Origin of the sequence: Mammaliicoccus sp. A-M4 (genome assembly GCF_022386955.1) — a bacterium.
Classification (GTDB): domain Bacteria; phylum Bacillota; class Bacilli; order Staphylococcales; family Staphylococcaceae; genus Mammaliicoccus; species Mammaliicoccus lentus.
Window position 1 is genome coordinate 85,388 of record NZ_JAJNHH010000010.1, and the last position, 16,603, is coordinate 101,990.

The 16,603-nt window shown below is 30.2% G+C and carries 23 protein-coding genes and 1 riboswitch; of the genes, 18 read left to right on the forward strand and 5 right to left on the reverse strand.

Annotation, left to right across the window (positions count from 1 at the left end; all coding sequences use genetic code 11):
• Window positions 1-24: 24 nt before the first annotated feature.
• Window positions 25-264, reverse strand: coding sequence for a DUF2759 domain-containing protein (locus LQ682_RS09710; RefSeq protein ID WP_017000232.1), 240 nt, complete (start codon window positions 262-264; stop codon window positions 25-27).
• Window positions 265-361: 97 nt separating this feature from the next.
• Between LQ682_RS09710 and LQ682_RS09715 the strand changes: the two genes are divergently transcribed.
• The gene (locus tag LQ682_RS09715) at window positions 362-994 is read left to right on the forward strand and encodes an MBL fold metallo-hydrolase (protein ID WP_017000233.1); all 633 of its coding nucleotides are present in this window, start codon (window positions 362-364) and stop codon (window positions 992-994) included.
• 64 nt (window positions 995-1,058) lie between these two features.
• On the opposite strand, the gene LQ682_RS09720 is transcribed toward LQ682_RS09715, so the two are convergent.
• The gene (locus tag LQ682_RS09720; protein ID WP_017000234.1) at window positions 1,059-1,307 is read right to left on the reverse strand and encodes a DUF2626 family protein; all 249 of its coding nucleotides are present in this window, start codon (window positions 1,305-1,307) and stop codon (window positions 1,059-1,061) included.
• A 152-nt stretch (window positions 1,308-1,459) separates the two neighbouring features.
• On the opposite strand from LQ682_RS09720, the gene comGA reads away from it, so the two are divergent.
• The 10 genes from comGA (at window position 1,460) to gcvPB (ending at window position 9,639) form a co-directional block, all read left to right on the forward strand.
• The gene (gene comGA, locus LQ682_RS09725; RefSeq protein WP_135031058.1) at window positions 1,460-2,356 is read left to right on the forward strand and encodes a competence type IV pilus ATPase ComGA; all 897 of its coding nucleotides are present in this window, start codon (window positions 1,460-1,462) and stop codon (window positions 2,354-2,356) included.
• A complete protein-coding gene (comGB, locus tag LQ682_RS09730) occupies window positions 2,353-3,393 on the forward strand; it encodes a competence type IV pilus assembly protein ComGB (protein ID WP_239724184.1) in 1,041 nt (346 codons plus the stop codon). The genes comGA and comGB overlap by 4 nt, the downstream gene beginning before the upstream one ends.
• Before the next feature lie 4 nt (window positions 3,394-3,397).
• Window positions 3,398-3,715: a competence type IV pilus major pilin ComGC gene (gene comGC / locus LQ682_RS09735; RefSeq protein ID WP_070045385.1), complete on the forward strand. Its 318-nt coding sequence runs from the start codon at window positions 3,398-3,400 to the stop codon at window positions 3,713-3,715.
• Entirely contained in the window at window positions 3,715-4,143 is a 429-nt protein-coding gene (gene comGD / locus LQ682_RS09740) for a competence type IV pilus minor pilin ComGD (protein ID WP_239724186.1), read from the forward strand. Before comGC ends, comGD begins: the two co-directional genes overlap by 1 nt.
• Complete coding sequence (gene comGE / locus LQ682_RS09745; protein WP_017000240.1) at window positions 4,127-4,402, forward strand: competence type IV pilus minor pilin ComGE; 276 nt, start codon at window positions 4,127-4,129, stop codon at window positions 4,400-4,402. Before comGD ends, comGE begins: the two co-directional genes overlap by 17 nt.
• A gap of 13 nt (window positions 4,403-4,415) precedes the next feature.
• Entirely contained in the window at window positions 4,416-4,811 is a 396-nt protein-coding gene (comGF, locus tag LQ682_RS09750) for a competence type IV pilus minor pilin ComGF (RefSeq protein ID WP_239724188.1), read from the forward strand.
• A 235-nt stretch (window positions 4,812-5,046) separates the two neighbouring features.
• Entirely contained in the window at window positions 5,047-5,565 is a 519-nt protein-coding gene (locus LQ682_RS09755; protein ID WP_064205405.1) for a shikimate kinase, read from the forward strand.
• Window positions 5,552-5,647, forward strand: a riboswitch (glycine riboswitch). It overlaps the preceding gene by 14 nt.
• 80 nt (window positions 5,648-5,727) lie before the next feature.
• Window positions 5,728-6,816, forward strand: a complete 1,089-nt coding sequence (gcvT, locus tag LQ682_RS09760; RefSeq protein WP_103269518.1) for a glycine cleavage system aminomethyltransferase GcvT — start codon at window positions 5,728-5,730, stop codon at window positions 6,814-6,816.
• 11 nt (window positions 6,817-6,827) lie between these two features.
• On the forward strand, window positions 6,828-8,171 hold the full coding sequence (gcvPA, locus tag LQ682_RS09765) for an aminomethyl-transferring glycine dehydrogenase subunit GcvPA (RefSeq protein WP_103269519.1): 1,344 nt from the start codon (window positions 6,828-6,830) through the stop codon (window positions 8,169-8,171).
• A complete protein-coding gene (gcvPB, locus tag LQ682_RS09770; RefSeq protein ID WP_064205407.1) occupies window positions 8,164-9,639 on the forward strand; it encodes an aminomethyl-transferring glycine dehydrogenase subunit GcvPB in 1,476 nt (491 codons plus the stop codon). Before gcvPA ends, gcvPB begins: the two co-directional genes overlap by 8 nt.
• Window positions 9,640-9,734: 95 nt before the next feature.
• On the opposite strand, the gene LQ682_RS09775 is transcribed toward gcvPB, so the two are convergent.
• Entirely contained in the window at window positions 9,735-10,115 is a 381-nt protein-coding gene (locus LQ682_RS09775; RefSeq protein ID WP_064205408.1) for a rhodanese-like domain-containing protein, read from the reverse strand.
• A gap of 120 nt (window positions 10,116-10,235) precedes the next feature.
• Here LQ682_RS09775 and LQ682_RS09780 point away from each other — a divergent pair, with 120 nt between their 5' ends.
• Entirely contained in the window at window positions 10,236-11,066 is an 831-nt protein-coding gene (locus LQ682_RS09780; RefSeq protein ID WP_064205409.1) for a lipoate--protein ligase family protein, read from the forward strand.
• Between the two features lie 81 nt (window positions 11,067-11,147).
• Here the strand turns inward: LQ682_RS09780 and LQ682_RS09785 are convergent, their stop codons facing one another.
• Window positions 11,148-11,360 carry an SA1362 family protein gene (locus LQ682_RS09785; RefSeq protein WP_017000249.1) on the reverse strand — a complete coding sequence of 71 codons (213 nt, stop codon included), beginning with the start codon at window positions 11,358-11,360 and terminating at the stop codon, window positions 11,148-11,150.
• A gap of 55 nt (window positions 11,361-11,415) precedes the next feature.
• The gene (locus LQ682_RS09790) at window positions 11,416-12,006 is read right to left on the reverse strand and encodes a hypothetical protein (RefSeq protein ID WP_239724190.1); all 591 of its coding nucleotides are present in this window, start codon (window positions 12,004-12,006) and stop codon (window positions 11,416-11,418) included.
• Window positions 12,007-12,105: 99 nt separating this feature from the next.
• Here LQ682_RS09790 and LQ682_RS09795 point away from each other — a divergent pair, with 99 nt between their 5' ends.
• The 6 genes from LQ682_RS09795 (at window position 12,106) to nusB (ending at window position 16,597) form a co-directional block, all read left to right on the forward strand.
• On the forward strand, window positions 12,106-13,161 hold the full coding sequence (locus LQ682_RS09795; RefSeq protein ID WP_064211057.1) for a M24 family metallopeptidase: 1,056 nt from the start codon (window positions 12,106-12,108) through the stop codon (window positions 13,159-13,161).
• A gap of 24 nt (window positions 13,162-13,185) precedes the next feature.
• Window positions 13,186-13,743: an elongation factor P gene (gene efp, locus LQ682_RS09800; RefSeq protein ID WP_239724191.1), complete on the forward strand. Its 558-nt coding sequence runs from the start codon at window positions 13,186-13,188 to the stop codon at window positions 13,741-13,743.
• Window positions 13,744-13,970: 227 nt separating this feature from the next.
• Window positions 13,971-14,417 carry an acetyl-CoA carboxylase biotin carboxyl carrier protein gene (gene accB, locus LQ682_RS09805; RefSeq protein ID WP_064204547.1) on the forward strand — a complete coding sequence of 149 codons (447 nt, stop codon included), beginning with the start codon at window positions 13,971-13,973 and terminating at the stop codon, window positions 14,415-14,417.
• A 1-nt stretch (window position 14,418) separates the two neighbouring features.
• The gene (gene accC / locus LQ682_RS09810) at window positions 14,419-15,777 is read left to right on the forward strand and encodes an acetyl-CoA carboxylase biotin carboxylase subunit (RefSeq protein WP_017000254.1); all 1,359 of its coding nucleotides are present in this window, start codon (window positions 14,419-14,421) and stop codon (window positions 15,775-15,777) included.
• Between the two features lie 12 nt (window positions 15,778-15,789).
• Window positions 15,790-16,149, forward strand: a complete 360-nt coding sequence (locus LQ682_RS09815; RefSeq protein WP_017000255.1) for an Asp23/Gls24 family envelope stress response protein — start codon at window positions 15,790-15,792, stop codon at window positions 16,147-16,149.
• A gap of 58 nt (window positions 16,150-16,207) precedes the next feature.
• Window positions 16,208-16,597 (forward strand): transcription antitermination factor NusB, encoded by a 390-nt coding sequence (gene nusB, locus LQ682_RS09820; RefSeq protein ID WP_017000256.1) that lies wholly within the window; start codon window positions 16,208-16,210, stop codon window positions 16,595-16,597.
• Window positions 16,598-16,603: the final 6 nt, after the last annotated feature.

Here is a 16,603-nt window from a genome sequence, read left to right on the forward strand (position 1 = left end):
AGACGAGTTTTAACTCGTCTTTCTTTAATGACTTAATATTGGATATCCATATGTGAATATTGTAGCAAGTGAAAAGAAACCAAATGCTACTACTGTAATCGCACCAAAAAGAATGCCTAAAACATTTTTGTTTTTGAATGCTGAAATTAAACCGAATATTCCGAGTATAAATACCGCTAGCATTAACAATGAGAAAATATTAACACCGATATGTATCTTTACTCCGAATAATTCAAATAGTTCCCCTGTGTCGATAAATGGCATTCCATTACCCCCAATACATTTTTCTTTTATTATCATATTAATTGTATAATTAATATTGTGTTTTGTCGAGATACTTTTTACAAGAGGAGGAAAGAAAATGAAAGTCCATAGTTATTCTTTAGGAATAGTTGAAACAAATTGTTATATAATTGAAGGTGAAAGTGAACTATTAGTTATCGATCCAGGTGATAACGGTGAATTTATAAATGAACGTATAAAAAAATTTAATAAAAAATTAGCTGCCATATTATTAACACATGCACACTTTGACCATATTGGTGGAATAGATGCAGTGGTCAACAAGCAGGGCGTTGAAGTTTATGTTCATAACGAAGAAAAATCTTGGTTAACTGATACTGTAAAAAATGGTTCTAAAAAGTTTGAAGCATATCAGTTACCTCAAGTAGTACAAAAAACAATACCAACAGTGATTGATGAAGGACATCATGTTATAGGTGAGTTTGAGTTTGAAGCTCTGCATACACCTGGTCATTCACCAGGCAGTTTAACGTTTGTATTTGATGACTTTGCAATCGTTGGAGATACACTATTTAAAGGTGGAATAGGTAGAACAGATTTATATAAAGGAGATACTCAAACTTTATTAAATTCTATTGAAGATAAACTTCTATCTTTAAATCCAGATACAACCGTGTTCCCTGGCCATGGTCCAGATACTACAATAGAACAAGAAGAAATGAGCAATCCTTATTTAAATGGTTTTAGTTAAAGCTATAAAAAACACCAATTCGTTAAATAACGAATTGGTGTTTTTAGGTTGAGATAAACTTCTATTAACCATGATGTCCGAAACTTGGCTCTAGTAAGAATGTTGAATAATATGTAAATCCAACAAAGCATACAACTAAATATAGTGCGAATATATACATATACATTCTTTCTGTTAATTTTAAGTATCCCAACAATACGAAAAATCCTGTTTGAGCTACGAAGAAATAAGCCATCATGTTCATACCGCCAACATAAAACATTGTAGCAAATATAGCAGTCCAGAAGCCTAGAGTTTTAAAAACTTTATCCATCTTCTTATGAACCCCCTCTGTGTTTACTTTCTTAGTCACTTACAATTATAAAGTTACTATGTGTAAAAGTAAATAGGCATTACTACAAAATATAAAGTATATAGTAAGTAAAACAAGGTTTTCATTACGTTTATATATATTAGGAGGCGATTATGGAAACTTTATTTAAGACAATTATCAAAGATGCTATTATTTTGAAAGCAACGGACATTCATTTTATTCCAGTGAAAGAGGATCGAGTCAAAGTTCAGTTGAGGATAAGTGGTGAGAATACGATTTATGATTGTGATATTAATAACGCTTTATATAACCGTTTATTAATTTATATGAAGTTTATTGCTCATCTAGATGTAAGTGAAAGGAATAAAGCTCAAAGTGGTCAATATATATTTGATGATATATATAAATATTATTTAAGAATATCCACTTTACCTTTAAGTCTAGGAATTGAGTCTTGCTCAATTAGGTTAACGCCTAAATATTTCGAAGAATATATTGACCATAATATTGATGACAATTATAAAATGATTAAAGAAGAAATGTTTAATTCCGAAGGCTTATTTTTGTTCACAGGACCAACCGGTTCGGGTAAATCGACGATTATGTACCAATTTTTATATGACTTACAACAAATTAAAGATAAACATATTATTACGATTGAAGACCCAGTTGAACAAGTTTTAGATGGTGTAGTACAAGTTTCTGTAAATGAAAAAGCAAACATAAATTATCATAATTCTTTTAAAGCCATTTTAAGATGTGATCCAGATGTTGTCATGATAGGAGAAATTAGAGATGAAGAAACAGCCAAGCAAGTTATACAAGCAAGTTTAAGTGGTCATTTAATATTATCTACAATGCATGCGAAAGATAATTTAGGGGCTATTTATAGACTTTTAGAACTTGGAATATCTAAAGAGCAAATAAAACAAGGTATCGCATGTATAGCCAATCAAAGACTTTTAAATGACCAATTAGGAAATAGATATAGACAAATGACTTATATATTTAGTCATGAAATTAATCTATATTTAGAAAATAAATCATGATGAAGAAAGGCAATATATTAAAGAAAGACCAAATACTATTTTTAACACGCTTATCAGATATGTTAAAGCAAGGTTTCACATTAATGGAATCAGTACAATTACTAACTGATCAATTTTCGCAATTATCAAGGTTACGTATTAAGGAAAAGCTTATTGAAATAGTAAAAAATACTGGTCAACTTCATGAAGTTGTTTCATTTTTAAATTATCCTCAAGTTATTATCACTCAAATTTATTTTGGTGAACAATATGGCAATATGATTGATTCTATAGATCACTCAATTTTGTATTTAAAAAAGATAGAACAAGTGAAACAAAAATTTATAAAAACGATTCAATATCCAACACTTTTATTTTTTATATTTTTCATGTTACTAACCGCAGTTAATCATACGATTATCCCTCAATTCAATGAAATTTATCAATCAATGAACATAAATGTCTCTACCTCATTAAAAGTATTATCTACAATATTTTCTTACTTACCAACTTCGTTATTAATTATATTTTTAATCGCAATACTCACATTGTTATTAGGTTATTTTTTCTATATAGGTATAGAAGTATCAAAGAAAATCTACTTTTTTAATAAAATTCCTATTTTGAATCAATATATTTCGATGTATCGCTCATATAGATTATCTAGAGACTTTTCATTTTTTATTCAAAATGGCATACCGCTTCATAAAATAATTGAAATTTATATTATGCAGACTAAAGACGATGTATTAAAATATATCGGATTATTTATTCAACAATCGATCAAATCAGGAGACTCCTTACCTCAAGCGATTAATAACTTGAATTGTTTTGATAGTACTCTGATTCAATATATTACACATGGAGAACATAAATCTAAATTAGACTTAGAATTATATTATTTTAGTGTATATATGCTTGAGAAATTAGAAAAATCTATTATCAAACATTTAAAGTGGGTACAACCCATCGTCTTTGGAACTTTGGCATTCCTAATCGTCACATTATATTTAATTATTATTTTACCAATGCTACAAATGGTTGATGGCATTAAATGAAAGAATGAAAAATATAAAGTTTTTTAAAAAAGAAGAAGGCTTCACGTTGATTGAGATGTTAATCGTATTATTAATTATAAGTATTTTACTTATAATTATAATCCCTAACATAAGCAAGCAGTCTGAAACCGTGAAAAGTACTGGTTGTCAGGCACAAGTTAAAATGGTTGCTGGCCAAGTAGAAGCATATACATTAAAACACGATGCTAAGCCAAATTCAATTAATGATTTAGTAAGTGATGGGTTCATAAAAGAGAATCAATTGACTTGTAAATCTGGTCAGAACATTGTTTTAAATAACGGAGAAGTAGTAGCTCAATAATGAATAATAAAGGCTTCACGTTAATAGAAATGGTAATTGTGTTGAGTATTCTAAGTATTATTGTTCTCATAACAATACACATTTCAATTAATTCTGTAGATAAATTTGGTTTAACAAGTGGCATTAATGATTTTGAAACAAAATTAGAATATTTAGAAACCAAATCTTTATCAACTAAACAACCTATACTTGTATGGTTTAAACCAAATTCAACCAAAATACAATATCAAATTAATAACGGAAATATAAATTCAATTAATCTATATAAAGGAAAAATATCTAAAGATAATAAATTCACTACATTAGTTTACGATGGAGAAGGTAATATCAATCAATTTGGAACATTAAAACTAGAGTTTAATAATAAACGTTATCTTGTCATATTTCGTATTGAAAAAGGGTGGTATAGAATTGTTGAAGAAAAATAATGGTTATGTATTTATAGATTTAATGTTATCTATATTTATTATCGTATTGTTAGGAGGCACTTTATTACCGATAGTTCATACATTAAATAAACATATACAAAGTGAACAGAAACAAATTAAGCTTTATCAAATTCTATATCAATCAGTACAATCCAAACAAATAAAGTACGATACTACTAAAATAAAATTAAGTCATTTGAATGACAAAGTATGCTTGGAAGACGTGTATAGTTATGAAAAAGTTTGTGTTCAGAAATAACAAAGGGTTTACGATGTTAGAAATGTTATTATCTTTATCATTTTTAATGATTATATTAGCGTTAATACCATTCTTAATTCAAAGTATATATGCTCTGAAAGAAAATGCTTTTAATCATAGTGAATATGAATTAATAATGTTTAGAAAAGATATTATAGAAGAGAGCAAAGAGGCTGAAATCAAACTTAATCAGGTTCATAATAAAATAATTTTTACCCATAAACTCTCGAGTTCTGAGTATACCTTATTAAATTCTAAAATTTATAAAAGTATAAATGGCAGAGGATATATAACTTTATTAAATAAAATTAAATCTTTTAAAATCAATAAAAACGATAATGGTAATATACAGATTGACTTAGAAATCATTAAGGGGAGAATCACAATTCGTGAAACGATATTTATTTAAAAATGATGGATTTATTTTACCATTTCTTCTTAGTATATTATTTGTCTATTCTGCTTTTTTATCATTTTATCTCGTTCAATATAGTTATAAAATAAAAATCTATAATCATCTAGAAGAATACTACAAAAACGAAATAAAAATTATTTTAAATAAATGATTTATAGTCTTTTTATTTTCTGAATAATGAGATAGAATATAGTTTAAGTTGGAATATAGCAACTAAGGAGTCGATATAATGTCAGTAGTATTAATAGGATTTATGGGCGTAGGTAAAACTTCAATCGGTAATTATTTAGGTGAACATTATGACAAACCTTTAGTTGATATCGATACTTATATCGTTGAAACAACTAAACTATCAATTCCAGAAATTTTTGCTAAGTATGGAGAATCACATTTTCGAGATTTGGAAAAAAAATCACTGGAAGAATGGATTGATAAAGACGTTATTATTTCAACTGGTGGTGGTATTATTGAGTCTGAGGCATCAAGAAATGTTATGAAAGGTAATCCTCATAACATTTGGTTAAAATGCGATGTTGATACAGTTTATGAGAGAATTAATCATGACCCAAACAGACCAAATGCTAATGGAAAATCACTAGAAGATTTAAAAAGCTTGTATTCAAAACGAGAATCAAGTTATAATGATATCGCATTCATACATATTGATGCAGATAGACCTAAAGAAGTAGTTGTTACAGAGATTATTAATTCTCTGGACAAAGATATATTTGCGAATGATCAAAGTTAGAGAGAATGAATGAATAATTCATCGCCGAAGGAGCAAGCCATGTTAGTGTGAATCTCTCAGGCAAAAGGATAACTTTGTGACGCATTCCTGAAGAGTACTTCAACAGGGTAGCTTAAGCTACCCTGTTTTTTTATTATACATAACAAGAAGGGAAGAAAAATAATGGCTAATGAATTAAAAAAGACACCGTTATATCAAACGTATCTTGATCAAGGTGCAAAAGTGATTGATTTTTCAGGTTGGGCTTTACCAGTCCAATTTACAAGTATTAAGGAAGAACATAATGCAGTAAGAAATGAAGTCGGTATTTTTGATGTTAGTCACATGGGAGAAATTTTAGTAACTGGGGAAGAAGCGTCTAATTTTGTACAATATGCACTTACAAATGACATTACAAAACTTAACGATTCTAAAGCTCAATATACAGTCCTTTGTACTGAAGAAGGCGGTATTATTGATGACTTAGTGATTTATAAACTGAAGGATTCTGTATATTTATTAGTTGTTAACGCTGGTAATACTGATAAAGATTACGAATGGTTGAAAAAAATAAAAGGATTTAACGCAAAAGTAGAAAATAAATCATCAGATTATGGTCAATTAGCGATTCAAGGTCCTAAAGCTAGATCAATTGTTCAAAAACTAGTAGACGTTAATATTAGTGAAATGAAAATGTTTGAATTCAAACAAAATGTAACGATATTTGGTAAAGAAGTTATACTTTCTCAATCAGGCTATACAGGTGAAGATGGTTTTGAAGTATATTGTCATTCTGAAGATACGAAATTAATTTGGGATGGTTTTATAAAAGAAGGTGTAACACCATGTGGTCTTGGTGCACGTGACACTTTAAGATTAGAAGCGGGTCTACCATTACATGGACAAGATTTATCTGAAGATATTACACCATATGAAGCCGGGATAGGTTTTGCTGTAAAGCCATTGATTGAAGATGACTTTATCGGAAAAGAAGTTTTAAAAGAGCAAAAAGAAAATGGTGCTGACAGAAAATCAATTGGAATTGAAATGATTGATAAAGGTATACCAAGAACTGATTATGAAATTTTAGATACTGATGGTAATGAAATAGGTTATGTAACATCAGGTACTCAATCACCTTCTACAGGTAAATCAATTGCTATGGGCTTAATTAAAAAAGAAGAGTTTGAATTGGATAAAGAACTACTTATTCAAGTAAGAAAAAGACAAGTTAAAGCTAAAATTGTTAAAAAATCATCATTTAAATCATAGGAGTGAAAAAAATGGGTCATCGTTATATTCCTTTAACAGAGAAGGATAAATCAGAAATGTTAGATGTAATTGGTATTAAATCAGTAGATGAATTATTTACTGACATCCCTGAGTCAGTTAGGTTTAATCAACCTTTAAATATTAAAGAAAAGAAATCAGAAACAGCTTTATTAAGGGAACTGTCTCAACTAGCTAATAAAAATATTACGAGTGAAACTCATGCTTCATTTTTAGGAGCAGGCGTATACGATCATTATATTCCTACGGTTGTTGACCATGTAATTTCTAGATCGGAATTTTACACTGCATATACACCATACCAACCAGAAATTTCTCAAGGCGAGTTACAAGCGATTTTTGAGTTCCAAACATTAATCTGCGAACTTACAGGTATGGATGTTGCAAACTCATCAATGTATGATGGCGGGACAGCATTTGCAGAAGCAGCTGTATTAGCAGCTGGTCATACAAAAAAGAAAAAAGTTATTGTTTCTAAATCTGTACATTATCAAACTATTGAAGTACTTAAAACATATACGAAAGCTCAAGATATTGATGTTGTAGAAATAGATTTAGATGGCACTGTTACGGATTTAGAGAAATTAGAAGCTGCAATAGATGATGATACAGCAGCAGTTTGTGTTCAGTATCCAAACTTCTTTGGTTCTTTAGAAGATTTAGAAAAAATTCAAACATTAATTGAAGACAAAAAAGCTTTATTTATTGTTTCTAGTAACCCATTAGCTTTAGGTTTAATTACTCCTCCTGGAGATTTTGGTGCAGATATTGTAGTTGGTGATGCACAAGTATTTGGTATTCCAGCTCAATATGGAGGACCTCATTGTGGTTACTTTGCTTCAACTAAAAAATTAATGCGTAAATTACCAGGTAGATTAGTTGGACAAACTCAAGATGATGACGGGAACAGAGGTTTTGTATTAACATTACAAGCTCGCGAGCAACATATTAGAAGAGATAAAGCAACTTCTAATATATGTTCAAACCAAGCATTGAACGCATTAGCAGCTTCAGTATGTATGAGTGCATTAGGCAAAAATGGCGTCTATGAAATGGCTGAAATGAACATGGAAAACACGTATTATATGAAAAATAAATTGAAAGAAAATGGTTTTGAAGTTTTAGAAGGCATTTCATTTAATGAATTTGTTGTTAAATTTAGCCAGCCTATTGCAGAAATTAATGAAAAACTATTGCAAGATGGCTTTATTGGTGGTTTTGATTTAGGATTTGTAGATGACAATTTAAAAAATCATATGTTAATTGCTGTAACTGAACTAAGAACGAAAGATGAAATAGATACATTTATTGAAAAAGTAGGTGAATATAATGCGTAAACCATCAAGTGAATTAATTTTTGAAAGATCAAGAGAAGACAGATTTGCATATTCATTACCTGAAAAAGAAGTAGACAATCAAAACATAAAAGAAATTTTAGGGGATAAATTCACTAGAAAACAAAAAGCCGAGTTACCTGAAGTTAGTGAATTGGATTTAATGAGACATTATACTGAGCTATCTAATAAAAACCATGGGGTTGATACAGGTTTTTATCCACTTGGTTCATGTACGATGAAATATAATCCTAAAGTTAATGAAAAAGTAGCAAGAATGTCTGGGTTTGCAAATGCTCATCCACTTCAAGATGAATCAACTGTTCAAGGTTCTTTAGAAATCATTTATGATTTACAAGAACACTTAAAAGAAATTACAGGTATGGATGAAGTAACATTACAGCCAGCAGCAGGTGCACATGGTGAATGGACTGCATTATTAATGATTAAAGCTTATCATGAAGCAAACGGTGACTATAATAGAACGAAGGTTATCGTACCAGATTCTGCTCATGGCACGAACCCAGCTTCTGCAAAAGTCGCAGGTTTTGATACTGTCACTGTAAAATCTAATGATAAAGGATTAGTCGATATAGAAGATTTGAAAAAGGTTGTAGGTGATGATACTGCAGCTATTATGTTAACGAACCCGAATACTTTAGGTTTATTCGAAGAAGATATACTTGAAATAAGAGAAATTGTTCATAAAGCAGGCGGTAAACTTTATTATGATGGCGCAAATTTAAACGCAATTATGAGTAAAGTACGTCCGGGAGATATGGGATTCGATGCTGTTCATTTAAACTTACACAAAACGTTTACTGGTCCTCATGGAGGTGGCGGTCCTGGTTCAGGTCCGGTTGGAGTCAAATCTGATTTAATTCCATATTTACCAAAACCAACTGTTATTAAAGAGAATGATGTATATAAATTTGAACATGATATGCCAAATTCTATTGGTCGAGTAAAACCATTCTTCGGCAACTTTGGTATATATTTACGTGCTTATACTTATATTAGAACTATGGGTCCTGATGGTCTAAAAGCAGTATCTGAAGCAGCAGTATTAAATGCTAATTACATGTTGAGAAGATTACAAGATCATTTTGATACACCATATACGCAACATTGTAAACACGAATTTGTAATTAGTGGTTCAAGACAGAAAAAGCTAGGTGTAAGAACTTTAGATATGGCAAAACGTTTGCTTGATTTCAATTTCCATCCACCTACAATTTACTTCCCGATAAATGTTGAGGAATGTATGATGATTGAACCAACAGAAACAGAATCAAAAGAAACACTAGATGCATTCTGTGATACATTAATTCAAATTTCAAAAGAAGTTGAAGAAGATCCTGAATTGGTATTAGATGCACCGCATACAACTGTTATTGGTAGACTAGATGAAACTCAAGCAGCTAGAAAACCAGTATTAAAATTCGAACTTTTAAAAGAAGAAAAAGTATAATGATAAAATAAAATAGCAGTGATGAATTCCAAAAAAACGGAATTTTTCACTGCTATTTTTTAAATATTAAAGCTTTTAATCTGGACGTTTTTAATCTATTTAGATTTAACTTTTCCTGTCCATTTTTTATATCCGCCTTTTAACATGTAAAGATCTGTGTAACCTTTTTTCTTCATCATTTTTGCGGCTCTATAACTTGCTACGCCATTGGCATCACAAAAGTATATAGGTTGATCTTTACGTAACCCTTGATATCTTGTGCGGAAAACACTCATTGGTATGTTTCTAGCACCAACGATATGACCATAGTCAAAATCGGCTTTTTCCCTTAAGTCTATGACTTGCGCCTTTCTTAATCCTTTGTGAAACTCATTTTGATCTAATTCTGTGACTGCGCGCTTATTTAATGTGTAGTTTATTGCCATATAAATGATAATCAAAACTAGGACGATGAGCGCGATGTACCAATAATTCATGGTCTGATTCCTCCCAATTTAACTCTATAACTACTATTATAAGATTTATTGTGAGATTTATCAAAATATATTTGCTAAAATAATAAAGTATATAGAATTTATCGAATAGGAGTTTTTATTGTGAAAGAAACTTGGCATTTTGTAAATACAAAATCTAGCAATCCGTTTTATAATATGGCTGTTGATGAAGCGCTTATGAATTTTGTAAGCAGGGAGGAAATTGATCCTGTAATAAGGTTTTATACTTGGAATCCAGCAACTTTATCAATCGGTTATTTTCAAAAACTCACTAAAGAAATAGATATTGAAAAGGTTAAAGAAAAAGGATTTGGTTTAGTAAGACGCGCAACAGGAGGCAGAGGTGTCTTACATGACAAAGAATTAACTTATAGTGTTATCGTACCAGAGTCGCATCCAAACATGCCTCAGACTGTAACTGAAGCATATAGAGTTATATCTGAAGGGTTGCTCGAAGGTTTTAAAGCATTAGGTTTTGAAGCTTACTTTTCGGTTCCGAAATCTAAAGAAGCAAGAGAAAAGTTAAAAAGTCCAAGAAGCTCAGTTTGTTTTGATGCACCGAGTTGGTATGAACTTGTAGTTGAAGGTAGAAAGATAGCTGGTAGCGCCCAAACTAGACAAAAAGGTGTTATCTTACAACATGGTTCAATTCTTCAAGATATTAATGTAGATGAATTGTTCGATATGTTTACATATAGAAATGATAGATTAAAAGAAAAAATGAAAGCTGCATTTATGGATAAAGCAATCGCTATAAATGATATTTCAGATCGTCACATTACATTAGAAGAAATGGAAACAGCATTCTATGAAGGTTTTAAAAAAGGACTAAATATTGAATTTAAACCATTAGAATTCACAGAATCTCAAAAAGAAGAAATAAAACACTTAGAAGATAAATATCGATCAGAAGAATGGACTTATAGAAAATAAAAAAATCCCAATCCGAAGTAAAAAAAATCAACGGATTGGGATTTTAATATTGAGAAGGGAATTTATCTCCCGATTTCATATTTATCTATTTTTTCTTTTGTTTTTACGAACTGCTTTTTTGTATTTTCTTTGATCGGGTGTTAAGAAGAAGAAATAATAAATTAAATAAATGATAATACCAAATATGATTAATGAAATAACCATTCTAATGAATCCCATAATAAAGAAATCAAGATTCATAATTAATCCAAACAATGCAATTATTATAATTAAATAAAACAAAAACTTTTTCATAAAATCTCACCTTAGTTTATTAGTCTATTTAATATATCATATTTCAGATAATACCTCACTTAATTTGACCTATTTCATCCTTCAAACCATTTAATTTATTAATAGATTCTTCTATTTTCTTTTTATCTTTTTTCTCATAAGCGTCATTTAAATCTTTGAAAACATTTTCTATATTTTTAGATAGACTTTCCAAATTTTCATGTAAATTTTTAAAATCTTTTGGAATGGTTTTGCCTTTCATTTCATTTTTATACTCATTTGAAATTGTCTTTTGATTCGTATATATATTTTCTATTTTATTTTTAATATTTTCGTCTCCAAGTTTTTTCTTAATATCATCATTTATTTTATTATATTCAGATATGTTCGATCTTGTTTCATTTATAAATTGAGTAGAAGAACGTAAATATGTAATAGAAAATTGTGATGTTACTTGGCTTTCTTTGTTTTTAATAGAATTTTCTAATGTTTTTTCCTTTTGTTTATATGTTTGATTTTTATCTTCTAGATTCGTAATTTCTTGTTTAGCTTTTCTATTTTCTTTTTTTAATTTTGATTTCTTTTGTTCTAATTGATCTATTTTATCATTACCACATGCTGATAATATGATTGTACTCGTCATTAATATTGTTATTATTTTTTTCATATTTTTTAACTCCCAATGTTTTACTCTGAAAAATTTAAACTATGTATGATATTATTTTAATGTATATAGATTTATTGTACAAATAGAAAGGGGATAAATATGAAATTTACAAACTTAAGAAAAGTAATGGAACAAAAAGGGTTAGATGCTATTGTTGTTCTTTCGCCATACAATAGAAGATACCTTTCTGGATTTACTGGTACAAGCGGGAGTTTATTAATCACCCAGGATACGAAACAATTAATTACTGATTTCAGATATATACAACAAGCGAATTCGCAAGCTGAAGATTTTGAAATTATTAATCAAAATGGTCCTATGATTAATAAAATTAATGAATTAATTCAACACGGTGATTATAAAAATGTAGGTGTTGAAGCAGATTTAATTACGTATAATGAATATCAAGCTTTAAATACAGACGAAGTACAATTATCTTCTATTGAAGGTGTAATTGAAACAATTCGTATGATTAAAGATGATTTTGAAATTAAACAAATCCAAAAAGCAGCTGATATCGTTGATGAAACATATGAACATATTCTTAAGTGGGTTAAACCAGGTATGACTGAGAACGAAGTAAATAATGAAATGGAAATGTTCATGCGTAGTAAAGGTGCAACATGCTCTTCATTCGATACAATAGTAGCATCTGGACATCGTGGAGCTTTACCTCATGGTGTTGCAAGTAATAAAGTAATTGAAGAAGGAGACATGATTACTTTAGATTTTGGTGCGTTATATGAAGGTTACGTTAGTGATATTACGAGAACATTTGCTATTGGTGAACCTAAAGAAGAAATGAAAAAAATATATAATATTGTATTAGAATCACAATTAGCAGCATTAGAGCAAATTAAACCAGGTATGACTGGTAAAGAAGCAGACTCTATCGCACGCGACATTATCTCTAGTTATGGTTACGGCGAGCAATTTGGACATTCTCTTGGACACGGTATAGGATTAGAAGTACATGAAGGTCCTGCATTATCACAAAAATCAGATATAGTTCTTGAAGAAAATATGTGCGTTACGTTAGAACCAGGTATATATGTAGAAGGACTTGGTGGTGTAAGAATAGAAGATGACGTATTAGTAACAAAAAATGGCTTACAGCGCTTTACTAAATCCACAAAAGACCTTATTATTTTATAAGAAGGATAATTAGGAGGAAAATGAATGATTTCAGTAAACGATTTTAAAACAGGCTTAACAGTTAAAGTAGATAATGGTATTTGGAAAGTTATGGACTTCCAACACGTTAAACCTGGTAAAGGTGCAGCATTTGTTCGTTCTAAGTTAAGAAACTTAAGAACTGGTGCCATTCAAGAAAAGACATTTAGAGCTGGTGAAAAAGTAGAAAGAGCACAAATCGATAACCACCGTATGCAATATTTATATGCTAATGGTGACAGCCATGTATTTATGGATAATGAAACATATGATCAATTAGAATTACCTGGCGACACTTTAGAAAATGAGCTTAAATTTATTAAAGAAAATATGGAAGTTCATATTCAAACGTACGAAGGTGAAACAATCGGTATCGAAATGCCTAACACAGTTACTTTAACAGTCACTGAAACTGAACCAGGTATTAAAGGTGATACAGCAACTGGTGCTATTAAACAAGCTACTGTAGAAACAGGATATACTTTAAATGTTCCTTTATTCGTTAACGAAGGTGACCAACTTGTTATTAATACAAGTGATGGAAGTTACGTATCAAGAGGATAATATTTAAACAATTTAGGCTGAGACATAAATAAGTGTCTCAGCCTAAATTATTATATGGATAGTGTGCGACTGTTTTGTAAATGTATTTATATAAGGCTTTTTAAAATTCAAAATTTGTATTACACTCCCAAATTTTAATTAAATATTAAAATCGCTTGAATTGGTATGACCACTAAAGTAAAATGTATGAAGTATCATGAATTTGAATTTAAAAGGAGTTTTTTTACATGAACTTGAAACAAATTAAAGAACTTGTTGACGTACTAGACAATTCTTCTTTAACTGAAATTGACATTAATGATAAAGAATTTAAACTGACTTTAAAAAAAGAAATTAAACAAGAAGTTATCTATAATCAGGAACCTACACGTGTAGCAGAGCCTGCACCAGTTACAAATCAAGCTGACACACAACCTGCTCCTGAAACTGAAGTAGATGATAGCATCACTATTAATGCACCAATGGTAGGTACTTTCTACAAATCTCCATCACCAGATGAAGGCCCATATGTACAAGTTGGATCTAGAGTTGAGTCTGATACTACTGTATGTATATTGGAAGCTATGAAACTATTTAATGAAATACAAGCCGAAGTATCAGGTGAAATAACTGAAATATTAGTTGAAGACGGACAAATGGTAGAGTATGGCCAACCGTTGTTCAAGGTGAAATAATATGAAAAAAGTATTAATAGCAAATAGAGGGGAAATAGCCGTAAGAATTATTAGAGCTTGTAGAGAACTTGATATACAAACAGTAGCCATTTATTCTGAAGCAGATAAAGAAGCATTACATACTCAAATTGCTGATGAAGCATATTGTGTTGGTCCAACACAATCTAAAGATTCATATCTACACATACCTAACATTCTATCAATTGCTAAATCTACAGGTTGTGATGGCATACATCCTGGATACGGCTTTTTAGCTGAAAATGGCGACTTTGCAGAAATGTGTGAAGCTTGCCAAATTAAATTTATCGGCCCTAGTTACAAATCCATTCAAAAAATGGGGATTAAAGATGTTGCTAAAGAGGAAATGATAAAAGCTAATGTACCTGTTGTACCAGGTAGTGACGGGTTAGTAGACACGGTTAAAATCGCAAAAAAATGCGCGAAAAAAATTGGTTATCCAGTAATTATTAAAGCAACAGCTGGCGGCGGCGGTAAGGGTATTAGAATAGCACGCGATGAAGAAGAGCTTGTTACTGGATTTAGAATGACTCAACAAGAAGCTGAAACAGCGTTTGGTAACAAAGGCGTTTATTTAGAAAAATTCATAGAAAACTTTAGACATATTGAAATTCAAGTATTAGGCGATTCATTTGGAAACGTGATTCATTTAGGAGAACGTGATTGTACGATTCAACGTCGTATGCAAAAATTAGTAGAAGAATCACCTTCACCTGTATTATCAGAGGAAATGAGAAAAGAAATGGGAGAGGCAGCTGTCAGAGCTGCTAAAGCCGTTGAATATGAAAATGCAGGTACGATTGAATTCATTTATGATTTAGATGAAGATACATTTTATTTCATGGAAATGAATACACGTATCCAAGTAGAACATCCTGTTACTGAAATGGTAACAGGTATGGATTTAGTTAAATTACAATTAAAAGTTGCAAGTGGTGAAGCATTACCATTGACGCAAGAAGATGTAGATTTATCAGGTCACGCTATTGAGTTTAGAATCAATGCAGAAAGTCCATTTAAAAACTTTATGCCTTCACCTGGTAAAATCAATCAATACTTAACACCTGGTGGATTTGGTGTACGTATAGATTCAGCTTGTTATGCAGGTTACACTATACCGCCTTATTATGATTCCATGGTTGCTAAGCTAATTGTATATGGTTCAGACCGTACTGAAGCAATACAAATTGGTAAAAGAGCTTTAACAGAATTTTTAGTAACTGGTATAGATACAACTATCCCTTTCCATCTAAGATTATTAGAAAATCATGTTTTCAAATCAGGTGATTTTAATACCAATTTCCTCGAGATTCATGATATTATAAATAATGAAGATAATTAAGGAGGGATTCAAGTGGCTAAAACAATTGAAAATGAAAAGCCTTCTTTAGGTAAAATAGAGATCGCGCCAGAAGTAATTGAGGTAATAGCAAGTATAGCAACTACAGATATCAAAGGTGTCTCTCACATGCAATCCGTTTTTAATAAGAATTCCTTAGAAAAATTCGGGAAAAAGAATTTTGGTAAAGGTATTAAAGTCGATATAAAAGAAGATGGTATTTATATTAATGTTTACTGTACATTTGACTACGGAACAAAAATTTCTGAAACAGCGAGAAAAGTCCAATCAGAAATTAAACAAGCATTAAATACAATGACTGCATTAACACCTAAAGAAGTTAATGTTCATATCGTCAATATACACTTTCAATAATAAACAATGATTAATTAAGAGGATGCGTGCATCCTCTTATTCTTTGAAGGAGAAGAATATGAAAAGACAAGAATTAAGAGAAATTGTGTTCAAAACTTTGTATCAATTAGAAAACAACAAAACTGAATTAACTGTAGAAGAAGCTATTTCTTATTTAGTTGAAGATTTTAAAGGTGAACAATATTTATATGTAAAAAACTATGTCAATCAAGTTATTGAAAAATCTAACGAATTAGATGATATTTTCAAACCACATTTGAAAAATTGGACGCTTGAACGGTTACTGAAAACAGATAGAATTATTTTAAGAATGGCCACATATGAATTAGAATATACAGATACACCTGAAAAGGTCGTATTTAACGAAGCGGTAGAAATATCAAAAACTTATAGTGATGATGATCATTATAAATTTATTAATGGTGTACTAAGCAGCCTATCAAAATAATAAAGA